The sequence below is a fragment of the Vibrio metoecus genome (genome assembly GCF_009665255.1).
GTDB classification, from domain to species: Bacteria; Pseudomonadota; Gammaproteobacteria; order Enterobacterales; family Vibrionaceae; genus Vibrio; species Vibrio metoecus_B.
This window is the reverse complement of sequence record NZ_CP035686.1, coordinates 77,233-91,996: the sequence shown is the minus strand read 5'-3', so window position 1 is coordinate 91,996 and position 14,764 is coordinate 77,233. Positions and strand designations below refer to the sequence as shown.

Sequence of the window (14,764 nt, the reverse complement as noted above, 5' to 3'; positions counted from 1 at the left end):
AAGAAACATTACATTATGTGTTCTTCTAGCATTTTTACGATCTGATTGGCTACCACTTTTGCACTTTGATCGTCGGTACGTACCGTGATATCAGCAATCTCTTCATACAGAGGATTACGATCTTCTGCCAATTGCTCTAACACATCGCGTGGGCAATCGGTTTGCAGTAGTGGGCGCTTTTTATCGCGATTGGTACGTGCCAATTGTTTTTCGATAGTAGTTTCAAGGTATACAACGATACCGCGAGCAGACAGTCGGTTGCGGTTCTCTTTACTAATTACTGAGCCACCACCCGTCGCCAGTACGATACCCTGTTGCTCGGTTAGATCATTAATAACGGCCTCTTCGCGCTTGCGGAAGCCTTCTTCACCTTCAACATCAAACACCCATGCGATATCCGCTCCGGTACGTTCTTCGATAACCGTATCAGAGTCGATAAACTCCATGTGCAGTTGTTGAGCTAGGTGTCTACCAATTGTGCTTTTGCCAGCGCCCATAGGGCCAACAAGGAAAATATTGCGTTTCTCAGCCATGTTCAGCAGTAATTTACAACGTTAATTCAATGACATCGCCACAAGAGTTGTTGGACATCAGCCAACCATAGGAATGCTTGTGGCACCTATTCCTCACCGATATTTCGTGATAAGACCCGAAATTATCTAGATATGGTGCCACTATTGCAACTTTAATTTTTGTTCGCTTGTTACACACACGCTAAGTTATTGAATGACCACTTTCGGCGTGACGAAAATCAACAGCTCACTTTTGCCCATTTGCTCGTACGTTCGTCTAAATAGCGCACCTAAAACTGGCAGGTCTCCAAGCAGCGGCACCTTATCCACTGAATTATTGATGCTGTGCTGGAAAATGCCACCTAATACGACTGTTTCTCCATTATTCACTAACACTTGTGTGCCAATACGCTGAGTATCGATCGATACCGCTTCACCCGTACCGGTTTTCACCGTTTCACCGCGGCGGTCTTGAGTCACACTCAAATCCAGCACCAAGCGGTTATCCGGCGTAATTTGCGGGGTAACTTTCAAGCTCAATACCGCTTTTTTAAACGATACGGTAGACGCTCCACTCGATGATGACTCAAGGTATGGGATTTCCGTACCCTGCTCGATGTACGCTGGTTGTTTATTAGTGGTAATCAAACGAGGGCTAGAAATGATTTCTGCTTTCGACTCGTTTTGGAGTGCTGAGAGCTCTAAATCCAATAAGGTATCGGAACCAAGCTTAGCCACTTGGAAAGCGATAGAGGAAGCGTTCGCTGATGCTGACGCCAAGTTCACATTTAAGAACTGATCGACCGGAAATTCGTCGTCAGCCAAAAGTCCTTGTTGCCATAAGTTGCTTTCAATACTTCCACCAACGGAATGGCTACCGTTGGTTGACATCACCCCCCAACGCACACCAAGCTCATCCAAGTTACCCTCTTTGACAGTAACTATACGTGCTTCGATTTGCACTTGCTTGACCGGAATATCCAGCGATTCGATGATCTCGCGGATCACGGCAATATTATCGGGTAACTCTCGGATCAGTAGCGAGTTAGTACGCTCATCAATGCTGATCGATCCCCGCTCAGAGAGCATATTGACGTTGCCTTCTCCGCCAATCATGGCGGCGATATCTGAAGCTTTAGCAAAATTGATTTTGATGATTTCTGATTTTAAATCACCCAGTTCTTCCGCTAAACGCGCTTTCTCTAAAGCCTGCTTTTCTCGTAGATCCAACTCGTCTTTGGGTGCAATGAGAATAACGTTACCATCAACACGCTTATCCAAGCCCTTAACTTGCAAGATAATGTCGAGAACTTGCTGCCAAGGCACCCCATCCAAGCGTAACGTCAGGTTACCGACCACCGAGTCCGATACCACTAAGTTGAAGCCGTTATAATCGGCAATTAGCTGCAGTACGTTACGCACAGGAATATCTTGGAAGTTAATTGAAATCAGCTTGCCTTCTTTCTCTAGAATACTTTTCGGCTGTGGTTTTTCATCTGCTTTAAGCTTACTGATCACCACCTCCAAGTATTTTCCTTTCAAGCTGTAGTCATGTTTAAACTCACCATCAATGGTCGCAATCAACTGAGTGCTAGGTTCTTTGCGGAACACTTCTATACTTTGAACAGGAGTGGAAAAGTCCTTTACATCCAATAAGTAAAGCTTGTCATCTGCCACATCCGTTTTTAGCAGCTCAATACTCAGCCCTTCTTGGACTTTTTGAACATCCACGACAACAGAGGGGGAAGCTAACTCCACAATCAGCACTGCGGCTTTGTCTTTATTGACCCGAAAATCAATATTTTGCAGTTGATTGGTAGAAGCCGACTCCGCGCTATGCGCTACGGAAGCAGCACAAAGCACCAAACCAACCCATAAGGTCAGCCAAGCCTGTGCGACATAAGTTTTCAATCCATTTCTCATCGTTATATCTCTATACTTCAACCTATTATTTTAAAGCCAGCTTGACGTTACGCTGATTCCAACACCCTAAGCCATCAGGCAAAGTTTCATTAATTAACAAATAGTTATCGTCAACACGGGTTACTTTTCCGTTATTGTTACCTAGATATTGCCCTGCTTTTACTTTCACCACATTACCCGTTGGTGTCTGAACCAGCGCAGAGATGGAGCCACCGCTACTCATCACACCTTTTAAGCGCAATTGACTGAGTGGGTAACGTTCCAGAGGACCATTTTTAGCCCGAGGCATAGGCTGCCAGCAGTCAGCTTTAACAACAGGCTGACTTTGCACCAAGGCTTCTCGGGGCAACACAAACGGCTCGCGCGCTTTACGCTCTTGGTAAGTCGTCACTTGAAATTCCAAAATCGGCTTGAGTTTGCTGACATCCTTACGCGCATCCCGCTCGACTTGTGCGACAAACCCCACCAAATCATCTTGGTTGGCTTTGCATCCCACCAACAGCGACATCACCATCAGTGGTAGCCAGAATCGGTTATTTTTCATCTTCCACCTCCTGCTTAAACTGATAGGTGTAAGCTTTTACCCGAAAATGCAGCGTGCTACTTTCTTGGCTGACCCGCTGCCAATCGATGTCATCGAAGTTGATAATGCGCGGTAACTTCGCGATTGCCTCAGAGAAATCTCCGATATCGTGGTAATTCCCGGTCAGTTCAATATTGAGTGGAAGGCGATACAAAAACTCTTGAGCTTGACGCTCCCCCCAATCAATCCGAGTAAATGTCAGTGAATTATCCAGACCAAGTTGGTTTACTGATGCCAGCATACTGGCTAGCTCTTTTTGCACAGGCAGTTGGCGTAGTAAAAAATCGTAGCGCTCGTTCAATTCATCCAATTGAGCTTGGATCTGCGGCAAAGCAGCCACTTTGTTTGCTTTGATGCGTAACGTGGCTTTGACGGTTTCTTCCTCCTGCTTGAGTGCTGCGATCTCATCTTGTTTGGGCATCAGATAAAACCAGTATCCTGCGCCTTGCACCAATAGCATCAGCAGCAAGATCACCAGCAATTGGGGTAACACCGGCCATTCTGCCATTTCGTCCAGTTCTAACTCTTGAAAACTAGCCATTGTTCGCCCCACCTTGTGTCGAGTCTGACCTCAAGAACTGAAAGGAAACCTTGAAGCTCTGAAATTGCTTACCAAAGCGTTTGTTACCCGAGACAATTTCATGCATCTCTACGTCACTGAGCTTGGGGGATTTTTCTAAGTTGTCGAGCATGGTCGCTAAGCGAGCTGTAGAGTCACTGATCCCCGTTATCTCGATTTCATGCCCATTCATTTTGATCTTATCGACGTACACGCCTTCAGGGATCAGCATTGGCATCTGATTCATGAAGTCCGTGGTTTTATTGCGTTTTTGCTGTAGCTGCTCAACAACATTCAAGCGAGTCAACAATGCCTTGTGTTCCTCTTCCGTCACCTTGAGTTTGGCGATTTGCTGATCCAACGAAAAGATGTGTTGTTTCAAATAACCAATCCGTTCCTGTTGTTGCGCGACCTGACCACTTAAATATTCTCCAGCACCAAACTGCATCAGTACCGCCAACAACACGCCCAAAACCACAAGCCCCAGAAAGCGCCGTTTATGCGCTTCGCGCCGCTCATCTCGCCATGGCAATAAGTTAACGTTATGCAGCATGTTCACTCTCCAACCATGCTAAACCACGCAAAGCGAGTCCTGCAGCAGTGCTAAAACGTTGGCCATCAACGACTTGGCGTTTACGTTTTGAGACCTGCATTTTGAACAACGCAAAAGGATTCAACACTTCACAAGGCAAAGATAAACGCTGGGACAACGCTTCTGGCAATCCTTCCATCGCCGCACCACCGCCTGATAGCCACAAACCATTGAGGCTTTGTGCTCCATGCACCGACGTAAACAGTTGGATTTGACGCGCCACTTTATCCACCAATTCATTGATAAAACGCTGCGATGAGTCCTGCAATTGGGGAGGATTGAGCATGGATATGTTGGCAGATTCTAAATCGACCAATCGAGTTCCTAGTGGCACATCTTTGTAAAAAGGCATTTTGTCTGGAAAATCCAGGCACAAAGAGCTTTGTGTGTGTCCAATATCAATTAGCATCCAGTCAGCACGGCGATACGCGCGGCTAGCCAACTGCCACAAATGAAGCAAACTGTGTACTTGCACATCCATTAAGATCGGCTCAAAACCTGCTTTCCTACTGGCTTGCAAGCGGCTTTCAACCACTTCTTTCTTGGTGGCATAGACTTGAAACGTCGTCGTACTACTGCGTGCAAGATTTTTTTCCGCCACTTTGACGAAATCAAGGCTAAGATCTTCAACGGGAAATGGAGATTGATGAGAAAAAGCCTGATAAATAGCGAACTCCTGCTCTCGCAGCTCAAGATCGCTATCTATTTGTAATACTTTGCTAATTACCGCGTTATCCGGGATTGCAATCGCGACTTTCTGACTAAATAGAGGCAACCCCTTTTTTAGTTCTTTGAGTTTCTTTACAATTTTCTGATAATCGAGCGTGTGATTATCGGTGAAAATATCAGCGGTAACGAGCAACTCCTCATACCCCATAAGCGCATAGGTGTCGCCCATAGGTTTGAGCACCACGGCTTTAATGCTGTGGTGGCCGATATCAATACCCGTAACTAATGATTTACCCATGAGGCTAAGCTCCAGTAAAGAGTTTCAGCTCGACATGCCTATTTCTCAGTAAATAAGCAGATGATATTTTGCGAGCTAAGGTTTTAGCCTAGAGTACAAGGGTTTGCATTAGTGCAGCCTCAACTAAACAGGGATTCTCCGGTGAAGTTCATAAAGCGTTTATTAGTATTTTCATTGATTTGCATTATTCTTGGAGTCACAACAATCTTTGGTTTCTATTTTTATGTGAAATCAGAATTGCCAGATGTCGCCACTCTACGTGACGTCCAGTTACAAACTCCGATGCAAGTCTTCAGTCAAGATGGCAAGCTCATCGCCCAATTTGGGGAGAAGCGCCGTATTCCTCTCAAACTGGAAGAGATGCCCAAAGAGTTAATTGAAGCGGTAATTGCTACCGAGGATTCTCGCTTCTATGAGCACTACGGATTTGATCCGATTGGTATCACTCGTGCGGCATTTGCCGTAGTCGCATCAGGAAGTGCTTCTCAAGGTGCGAGTACCATTACTCAGCAGCTAGCGCGTAACTTTTTCCTCTCTAACGAGAAGAAAGTGATGCGGAAAATTAAAGAAATTTTCATTGCGATCCATATTGAAGAGCTGCTCAGCAAACAAGAAATCCTAGAACTTTACCTCAACAAAATTTACCTCGGTTACCGTTCTTATGGCGTGGGCGCAGCCGCTCAAGCCTATTTTGGTAAGGAAGTCAAAGATCTCACTTTAGGTGAAATTGCTCTGATTGCAGGTCTGCCGAAAGCGCCTTCCACCATGAACCCTATTTATTCGGTAGAACGTGCAACGAACCGTCGCAACGTGGTGTTACTGCGTATGCGCGATGAGAAATACATCACCCAAGCCGAATACGACGCTGCACGTGCTGAACCTGTCATCTCAAAATACCATGGTGCCGAAATTGAGCTGAACGCCCCTTATGTAGCAGAAATTGCTCGTGCTTGGATGGTCGAGCGTTATGGCGAAGAAGCCGCTTATACCTCAGGTATGAATGTCTATACCACGGTTGAATCCAAGTTACAGAAAGCCGCTAACCAAGCTGCGGTGAATAACCTACTGGCTTACGATGAACGCCACGGTTATCGCGGTGCAGAGAAAGAGCTGTGGAAAGCAAATCAGCCAGCGTGGGGCAGCTCACAACTCACGAATTACTTAAGTAATGAACCCACTTACGGCGACATGTTCCCAGCTGTCGTGCTTGCAGTTCACGATAAATCTGCACAAGTTTGGGTAAAAAGCTATGGCGAACAAACCCTAGCTTGGGAAGATATTAACTGGGCGCGCCGCTTTATTAATGACGACCGCCAAGGACCTCTGCCGAAAAGTGCCACTGAATTCTTAGCCGCTGGGCAACAAATTTGGGTTCGTCCACGCACGGGAGATACCCCCTTAAATGGCTGGAAGCTCAGTCAGGTTCCCAATGCCAACACAGCGTTTATCGCAATGAATCCGGATAATGGTGCAATATTAGCGCTGGTCGGTGGTTTTAACTTCGTGCACAACAAGTTTAACCGTGCCACCCAATCGGTTCGTCAGGTGGGTTCAAGTATCAAGCCGTTTATCTATTCCGCCGCCCTCAATAAAGGGATGACGTTAGCAACACTGATCAACGATGCGCCGATCAACCAGTGGGATGAAAGCCAAGGCACTGCGTGGCGACCAAAGAACTCGCCACCAACGTATACCGGCCCAACACGCCTGAGAATTGGCTTAGCCCAATCCAAAAACGTAATGGCGGTACGTGTTCTCCGCGAAGTTGGCTTGGATGAAACTCGCGAATACTTAACTCGCTTTGGCTTTGACTTAGAGCAGCTCCCCCGCTCTGAAACTATTGCGCTAGGTGCCGGTAGTTTAACGCCAGTCAAAGTCGCACAAGGGTTTTCAGTGTTTGCCAATAATGGTTACTACGTTGAACCGTTCTACATTAGTCGCGTTGAAGATCCATTTGGTAAAATCGAATTTAGTGCTACGCCGAAAGTGGTTTGCCATAGCCAATGCACTTCTGAACTGAACGAATTTGCTGAACAAGATGCAGCAAGCCCGTATGCACCGAAAGTCATTTCCGAACAAAACGCGTTTTTAGTTCGAGAAATGCTGTACAGCAACATATGGGGCGGTGGCGAATGGGGGCTGGTACTGGCTGGAATGGTACAGGCTGGCGCGCACAAGCACTTAAACGTCGTGATATCGGCGGTAAAACCGGTACCACCAACGATTCTAAAGATGCGTGGTACAACGGCTATGGCCCGGGTATCGTCGGCGTAACATGGGTCGGTTTTGATGATCACAGCCGTAACTTAGGTAAAACAGCGCCCAATCCAAATATCGAAGATGATGTTTCTGGTGCGGAGTCGGGTGGTAAAACCGCACTCCCAGCTTGGGTTGAGTTTATGTCACTCGCCTTAGACGGCGTTCCGGTGCAAGAGAAAGTCGTGCCAGACAATATTGTGCGTGTCCGAATCGATCGTGATTCAGGTCTCCTCACCAACAAATTAGATTCGAGTTCTATGTTCGAATATTTCGAAGCGGGGACTGAACCTACAGAATACGTCAGTGAGCATGTGAATGAATCGATTTATTCATCCAGCTCAGGTGAAGAGCTGTTCTAGTTTCACGTAAACCAATAAAAAAAAGAGGCTGATATACATACTATGCAGCCTCTTTTTTTGTCTTCTATTTCGCTCAATGAGCTTGTTGCAAACGCTGTTTGATCACCGAAGCTAATTGCTCGAAGCGTTGACGCAAAGGCGATCCGGGACGATAGACCAACACCAAGCGACGTGATGGAATGGGATTCACCGCACGCAAATAGCACACTCCATCTTTTTTCTTGTCTTCAGGCAATGCTAGCTGCGGCAGTAACGTAATACCGGCTCCCGCCGCCACCATATTACGCAAAGTTTCCAAACTGGTGGCTTTAAAGCGTTCATCATCTTTCGCTCCCGCAGCAAAGCAAAAACCTAACGCTTGATCGCGCAGGCAATGCCCATCTCCTAAAGCTAATACGGTCTTACCTTTCAGCTCCAGCATATCCACTTCATCACGCTCAGCCCAAGCATGATCGCAAGGTACTGCGATGCTCATCACTTCATCATACAGCTCTATTTCTTTAAACGGCGCGGTCTCTTCCACCGAAGCGAGCACCAAGCAATCGAGTTTGCCATCTTCAAGTTGACGCACTAATTGGCTGGTCTGCGCTTCATGCAGATAAAGCTCCAACTCAGGAAAACGTTCTTTCAGTGTTGGGATAATCCGAGGCAGCAAATAAGGTCCTAACGTTGGAATAAAACCGATATGTAAAGGCCCAGTCATGGCTCCGGTTTGCTGGTTGGCCATATCTTTGAATGTTTTCACCTCAGAAAGAATTTTCTTTGCTTGATCAACCAGTTGTAGTCCAGCTTCGGTAAACAGAACTCGGCGGCTACTGCGTTCAAGTAAGGTTGTTCCTATCTCATCTTCCAACTTGCGGATCTGGCCACTGAGTGTTGGCTGGCTGACAAAGCACGCCTCTGCCGCTTTACGAAAATGCTTGTGATCGGCTAACGCGACCAAGTATTCAAAATCACGAATGTTCATGGTTCACCTAGATAGAATGCATCTATCAAAACCATAGCATTAAACGATTAGAGCTATCAAAGAATTTCTTTAACAATAGCCAGCAACAAGAGAGCACATCTCATTGAATCTAAATTACCTATTACGAATGAGGCATAAAAATGTTTACATCTAAAGAAGGTCACACCATTCCACAAGTTACTTTCCCAACTCGCCAAGGTGACGCTTGGGTGAATGTCACTACCGATGAACTGTTCAAAGGCAAAACCGTTATCGTATTTAGCTTGCCGGGTGCATTTACTCCAACCTGTTCATCCACTCACCTACCGCGCTACAACGAGCTGTTCCCAGTATTTAAGGAGCATGGTGTCGACAGCATTCTGTGCGTATCGGTCAACGATACTTTCGTGATGAATGCTTGGAAAGATGACCAAAACGCCGACAACATCACCTTCATTCCTGATGGTAATGGTGAATTTACCGATGGTATGGGCATGTTGGTGGATAAAAATGACCTTGGCTTTGGTAAACGCTCATGGCGCTACAGCATGCTGGTTAAAGACGGTGTGGTAGAAAAAATGTTTATCGAACCGAATGAGCCGGGCGACCCGTTCAAAGTATCGGACGCCGATACCATGCTCAAATACATTGCCCCTCAATACAAGGTGCAAGAATCAGTGACTATTTTTACTAAGCCTGGCTGTCCTTATTGTGCCAAGGCGAAACAAGCACTGATTGATGCCGGTCTACAGTATGAAGAGCTAATTTTAGGTAAAGACGCCACCACAGTGAGTCTACGAGCTGTTTCAGGCCGTACTACGGTGCCGCAAGTGTTTATCGGTGGTAAACACATTGGTGGCAGCGACGACTTAGAAGTCTACCTAAATCAATAAGTTTCTGGGCTCCCACATGGGAGCCTAAAACTGCCCTTTCAGACTGAGAACAAACCGATTGAGGATCCTTAATGAAACAGATTCACGTTGATGTCGCCGTAATCGGCGGTGGTACTGCTGGCCTTGGCGCTTATCGTGCAGCGAAAGCTTACACTCAGAGTGTCGTCATGATTGAAGGCGGCCCTTACGGCACCACCTGTGCGCGTGTGGGTTGTATGCCCTCCAAACTATTGATCGCCGCGGCAGAAAGCGTACACCAAATTGAAAAAGCTCCGGGCTTTGGTGTTTACCCACAAGGTGAAATTGTGATTAATGGTCGTGAAGTGATGGATCGCGTCAAACGCGAGCGTGATCGCTTTGTCGGTTTTGTACTGGAAGGGGTGGATTCAATTCCTGAACAAGACAAAATTACGGGCTACGCGAAGTTTATCGATAACCATACGCTGCAAGTGGATGATCACACGCGTATTCATGCCAAACGTATCGTGATTGCGACGGGTTCTCGCCCTGCTTATCCAGCAGTATGGAATGAGCTCGGCGATCGCCTTGTGGTCAACGATGACGTCTTTGAGTGGGATGACCTACCACAAGCGGTCGCTGTGTTTGGTCCGGGTGTGATCGGTTTAGAGCTTGGCCAATCCCTGCATCGTTTAGGGGTGAAAGTGAAAGTGTTTGGCTTAGGCGGTCAAGTGGGACCACTCACTGATCCTGACGTCATGGCTTACGCGAATCGTGCTTTCCAACAAGAGTTTTATCTTGATGCAGACGTCAAAGTCGAAAGCATGAAACGTATTGATGGTAATAAAGTGGAAATCCAATTTATCAACCAGCAAGGTGAACTAGAAAACTTCATCGTGGATTATGTGCTTGCAGCGACAGGTCGTCGTCCAAACGTTGATAAGCTAGCACTGGAAAATACCGATGTTGCACTGGATGAACGTGGTGTACCCAAAGCGGATCACTACACATTGCAAACCTCGGTACCTTCGATTTTTATCGCAGGCGATGCCAGCAACCAAATCCCGCTGCTGCATGAAGCCGCTGACCAAGGTCGTATTGCGGGTGATAACGCTGGCCGCTTCCCAGATATTCGCGCTGGTTTGCGCCGTTCAGCAATTTCTGCTGTGTTTTCTGACCCACAAATTGCCATGGTTGGAGAAACCTATAAGCAGCTGACCCAGCGTCTGGGTAACTGTGGCTGCTTTGCCGTAGGTGAAGTGTCGTTTGAAAACCAAGGCCGTTCTCGGGTGATGTTACGCAACAAAGGTTTACTGCATGTGTATGGTGAACAAGGAACAGGCCGTTTCCTTGGTGCTGAAATGATGGGACCGAATGTCGAGCATTTAGCACACTTACTGGCTTGGGCGCACCAAAACCAAATGACTATTTCGCAAATGCTCGATATGCCTTTCTACCATCCGGTGATTGAGGAAGGGGTACGCACTGCTCTGCGTGACCTGAATGCGAAACTGCATCTTGGTCCAGAAATGATAAAACACTGTTTGGATTGTGGCCCCGGCTGTTAATTTACCATAGTCCAAAGCCCTTCCCGCTTTAAGTTGCAGCTTTAAGTGGGATAGGCATAAGCGAATGTTCTAACCCTAGTGAGCATAAAAGACCAAGCCTGACTTCAACGTCAGGCTTTTCTGTTGGGTTCAATCCACAGCGCTTACCACAAAACCCGTTGAGAGGAATGAATGCATCGTGCTTTTGGTGCGTTATACTCCCCTATGCCCTAGCGGCTTGGCATAGCCAACAAATTAGGAATGAGCTCGGTTAACTTAAGGTGGCATTTATGGCTTGTCGGGATTGTAGCGAACATTGGTTTTGGCAAAAAATCGGCCGCTGCCAGCGCTGTATGGATCAACTCACGGTATTGTCAGTTGTCGTCTGGATCGTTTGGTTCTGGGGTTTTAAGGACGATCCTACCAGTATTGAATCGATCACCCTGATCTTCGCCGGCTTTGCCTTTAACGGCTTACTGTTTCTGCATTTATGGATGAAGTACGTGATCTTGCCTTGGCGTAAACGACAAGGAAAAGAGGATTAGAACCCGAATTAAACTTTCTGCTACGCAGAAAAGAAAAAAGCCCTAAACCTAGTACAGATTTAGGGCCTTCTTAGAGTCTTCTAAGAAAAAGCAGTGGTACAGTAATAGACAGAGCTCTAAGCAAAAGGTTCATAAAAAAATGATCTTTTTTACGATCTTTTTTCTCCGAGATGATTCCTCTTATTACTCAAACAGTTGCACCACTGTTTTTTTCCATTTATCTCATAGGATCGACCAGCTCGCTGAAATGTTAAGACTTCACGCGCGCTTGAGCTTGCTGAAGAGCATGCGCCACTTGTTTGGGTGATACGCCACCGAGTGCGCAGCGTTTCTCTAAACAAGACTCAATGGTCAGGATCGGATACACATCTTGCTCGATCAACGATGAAAACTGTTGTAGTTCAGCCAGAGAAAGTTCCTCCAAAGCCACACCTTTACCGATTGCCGCGACAACAGCCACACCGACAATATGGTGCGCCTCGCGAAATGGAATCCCTTTCGCAACGAGGTAATCCGCCAATTCAGTCGCGTTCGAGTATCCTTGCTTAGCCGCTTCTAACGTACGCGCCGCATTGACTTTAATGCCATCAAAGCAAAGTCCCGCCATTTGCAAGCAATCAAACCAAGTGTCGAGCGCATCAAACAGCCCTTCTTTGTCTTCTTGCATATCTTTGTTGTACGCGAGAGGCAGAGCTTTGACTGTCATCATCATCCCAGCCAATGCACCGTAGACACGGCCCGTTTTACCGCGGATCAACTCCAGCGCATCGGGGTTTTTCTTTTGTGGCATCAGTGAAGAACCAGATGTCACTGTATCAGCTAATTCAATAAAGCCCGCTTCCCCTGTGGTGTAGAAGATCATATCTTCCGCCAAACGCGACAAATGCAGCATAGAGATCGATGCGACTGACATCAGCTCCATCACATGATCGCGATCGGAGACTGCATCCAGCGAGTTACGTGTCGCGCGAGTAAAACCAAGATCCGCCGCTAACACCTCACGATCAATCGCGTAAGCGGTTCCTGCTAATGCACCAGACCCGAGCGGTGATGTGTTTAAACGCGCTAGAGCATCGGTCAAGCGGGACTCATCACGCTCAAACATCTCCAAATAAGCCAAACACCAATGGGCAAAAGTCACCGGTTGCGCACGTTGCAAATGGGTGTAGCCCGGTAAAACTGTCGCCTGATGCTCAACCGCCACCGCCACCAACTGTTGTTGCAGCGTTTTAAGAGCAAGAAGCAGATGAACGCCCTGATCACGACACCAAAGCTTAAGATCGGTCGCGACCTGATCATTACGCGAACGCCCTGTGTGCAGTTTTTTACCGAGATCTCCGACTTGCTCAATCAGCTTCTGTTCCACCCAAGAGTGAATATCTTCCGCATCAGAAGCTAGGATTTGCTCCGGATCTTGCTGAACCGATTTCAGCAGGTGATTTAACGCCTGCTCTAACTGTTGTTGCTCCTGCACGCTCAAGACATTAACGGAGACCAAGGCTTTTGACCAAGCGATTGATCCAACAATATCTTGCTCAGCCAATCGATAATCAAAACGTAAGGAATCGTTGAATGCTTTGAACCGACTGTCTGCCGCTTGGGTAAATCTTCCGCCCCATAATGCCATGCTTAATCTCCTGCTTTCCTCTCACCGCAACCGCCGTCCGAGGATGTGATAACTGAAAATGTACCCAAACTAATTGGAGTTGTAGATAGGCGGCAAGTGAGTGAATCCCCATGAGCATAGATAAACTATGTGATTGGGGGGAATGAACGTAGCCAACACCGCTGCAACTTCAATTAGGAAGGGGATAAGGATCGCAGTGCGATCCTTATTATATAAACCGATGACTGCGCTGATTACTGCTTGTTTTGGCTCAGAGCGCGGATGCGGCTCGACAGCGAGTAAAGACGGATGAAGCCGCCTGCGTGGCTGTGGTCATACACTTCATCGGCACCAAAGGTCGCGAAATCTTCTGAGTAGAGGCTATTGGCTGAACGTTTTTGCGTTGCCACGGCTTGGCCTTTATACAGCTTGATCACCACTTCACCGTTGACATCTTTCGCCAGCTCATCGGCTGCCGCAAATACCGCCTGACGCAGTGGCGTGAACCAACGACCATCATAAACAAGGTGTGACGCTTTAATACCCAGCTCTTCACGGAATTCGAATGAGGTTTTATCCAGCACCAGTTGCTCAACCGCGCGCAGCGCTTCCATGATGATGGTGCCTCCCGGAGTTTCGTAACAGCCGCGAGATTTCATACCCACCAGACGGTTTTCCACGATGTCGATACGACCCACACCATGCTTCGCACCTTTTTGGTTGAGGTACAGCAGCGCGTTGTAAGGGGTCATGGTTTCACCATCAACGGCGACCACTTCGCCATGCGCAACTTGCAGCGTGACATATTCCGCTTCGTTAGGCGCTTGCTCAGGATCGACTGTCCACACCCAGCAATCTTCGTTTGGCGCATTCCATGTGCTTTCCAAAACGCCACCTTCGGTAGAAACGTGCCATGCGTTAGCATCACGCGAGTAGATCTTGGTCAATGATGCTGCACAAGGAATGTTGCGCTCGGCAAGGTAATCCAGACACGCTTCACGGCTACGCAGATTCCACTCACGCCAAGGCGCAATCACGTGCAGATCTGGTGCCAATGCCGCAAAGGCACCCTCGAAACGCACTTGGTCGTTACCTTTACCGGTACAACCGTGCGCCAGTGCATCCGCTCCCACTTTACGCGCGATCTCAACTTGCGCTTTAGCAATCACCGGACGCGCCATGGAAGTACCAAGCAGGTATTTACCTTCATAGTAAGCGCCGGTTTTCAGCGTTGGGTAGATGTACTCTTTAACAAACTCTTCTTTCAGGTCAACGATGTAACATTCCGAGGCACCCGATGAGAGCGCTTTGGCTTCAACGCCTTTCAGCTCTTCGTCACCTTGACCTACGTCAGCCACAAACGCCACCACTTCACAGTCATAATTTTCTTTTAACCATGGAATGATCACCGACGTGTCCAGACCGCCAGAATATGCCACAACTACTTTTTTAACTTGTACTTTACTCATTGATGTATCTCCATATTCCTGGCTCTGCGCTTGGCGGTCAGTGCTC

General features: G+C 47.4%; 12 protein-coding genes and 1 pseudogene. 4 read left to right on the top strand and 9 right to left on the bottom strand.

What is annotated here, in order from left to right; all coding sequences use genetic code 11:
- Window positions 1–8: 8 nt before the first annotated feature.
- The 6 genes from aroK to pilM all read right to left on the bottom strand — a co-directional run bounded on the left by aroK (window position 9) and on the right by pilM (window position 5,136).
- Entirely contained in the window at window positions 9–533 is a 525-nt protein-coding gene (gene aroK / locus EPB59_RS00420; RefSeq protein ID WP_000818614.1) for a shikimate kinase AroK, read from the bottom strand.
- Between the two features lie 186 nt (window positions 534–719).
- The gene (locus tag EPB59_RS00415) at window positions 720–2,435 is read right to left on the bottom strand and encodes a type IV pilus secretin PilQ (protein WP_055033430.1); all 1,716 of its coding nucleotides are present in this window, start codon (window positions 2,433–2,435) and stop codon (window positions 720–722) included.
- A 25-nt stretch (window positions 2,436–2,460) separates the two neighbouring features.
- Window positions 2,461–2,979, bottom strand: coding sequence for a pilus assembly protein PilP (locus EPB59_RS00410; RefSeq protein ID WP_000794742.1), 519 nt, complete (start codon window positions 2,977–2,979; stop codon window positions 2,461–2,463).
- Window positions 2,969–3,559, bottom strand: coding sequence for a type 4a pilus biogenesis protein PilO (locus EPB59_RS00405; RefSeq protein WP_000135851.1), 591 nt, complete (start codon window positions 3,557–3,559; stop codon window positions 2,969–2,971). Before EPB59_RS00405 ends, EPB59_RS00410 begins: the two co-directional genes overlap by 11 nt.
- The gene (locus EPB59_RS00400) at window positions 3,552–4,130 is read right to left on the bottom strand and encodes a PilN domain-containing protein (protein ID WP_055029206.1); all 579 of its coding nucleotides are present in this window, start codon (window positions 4,128–4,130) and stop codon (window positions 3,552–3,554) included. The genes EPB59_RS00405 and EPB59_RS00400 overlap by 8 nt, the downstream gene beginning before the upstream one ends.
- Entirely contained in the window at window positions 4,120–5,136 is a 1,017-nt protein-coding gene (pilM, locus tag EPB59_RS00395) for a type IV pilus assembly protein PilM (protein ID WP_055029205.1), read from the bottom strand. The genes EPB59_RS00400 and pilM overlap by 11 nt, the downstream gene beginning before the upstream one ends.
- A gap of 141 nt (window positions 5,137–5,277) precedes the next feature.
- On the opposite strand from pilM, the pseudogene EPB59_RS00390 reads away from it, so the two are divergent.
- Window positions 5,278–7,754: pseudogene (locus EPB59_RS00390) on the top strand (penicillin-binding protein 1A).
- Window positions 7,755–7,827: 73 nt separating this feature from the next.
- Here the strand turns inward: EPB59_RS00390 and oxyR are convergent.
- Window positions 7,828–8,721, bottom strand: a complete 894-nt coding sequence (gene oxyR, locus EPB59_RS00385; protein WP_055029203.1) for a DNA-binding transcriptional regulator OxyR — start codon at window positions 8,719–8,721, stop codon at window positions 7,828–7,830.
- A 140-nt stretch (window positions 8,722–8,861) separates the two neighbouring features.
- Between oxyR and EPB59_RS00380 the strand changes: the two genes are divergently transcribed.
- The 3 genes from EPB59_RS00380 to EPB59_RS00370 all read left to right on the top strand — a co-directional run bounded on the left by EPB59_RS00380 (window position 8,862) and on the right by EPB59_RS00370 (window position 11,643).
- Window positions 8,862–9,593: a glutathione peroxidase gene (locus tag EPB59_RS00380; RefSeq protein ID WP_055029202.1), complete on the top strand. Its 732-nt coding sequence runs from the start codon at window positions 8,862–8,864 to the stop codon at window positions 9,591–9,593.
- Window positions 9,594–9,664: 71 nt separating this feature from the next.
- Window positions 9,665–11,119 (top strand): dihydrolipoyl dehydrogenase, encoded by a 1,455-nt coding sequence (locus EPB59_RS00375; RefSeq protein ID WP_154171299.1) that lies wholly within the window; start codon window positions 9,665–9,667, stop codon window positions 11,117–11,119.
- 269 nt (window positions 11,120–11,388) lie between these two features.
- Window positions 11,389–11,643, top strand: coding sequence for a DUF3624 domain-containing protein (locus EPB59_RS00370; RefSeq protein ID WP_057551184.1), 255 nt, complete (start codon window positions 11,389–11,391; stop codon window positions 11,641–11,643).
- 250 nt (window positions 11,644–11,893) lie between these two features.
- On the opposite strand, the gene argH is transcribed toward EPB59_RS00370, so the two are convergent.
- Both argH and EPB59_RS00360 read right to left on the bottom strand, forming a co-directional pair.
- Window positions 11,894–13,270 carry an argininosuccinate lyase gene (gene argH / locus EPB59_RS00365; RefSeq protein ID WP_154171298.1) on the bottom strand — a complete coding sequence of 459 codons (1,377 nt, stop codon included), beginning with the start codon at window positions 13,268–13,270 and terminating at the stop codon, window positions 11,894–11,896.
- A 233-nt stretch (window positions 13,271–13,503) separates the two neighbouring features.
- A complete protein-coding gene (locus tag EPB59_RS00360; protein ID WP_061051694.1) occupies window positions 13,504–14,718 on the bottom strand; it encodes an argininosuccinate synthase in 1,215 nt (404 codons plus the stop codon).
- Window positions 14,719–14,764 lie beyond the last annotated feature (46 nt).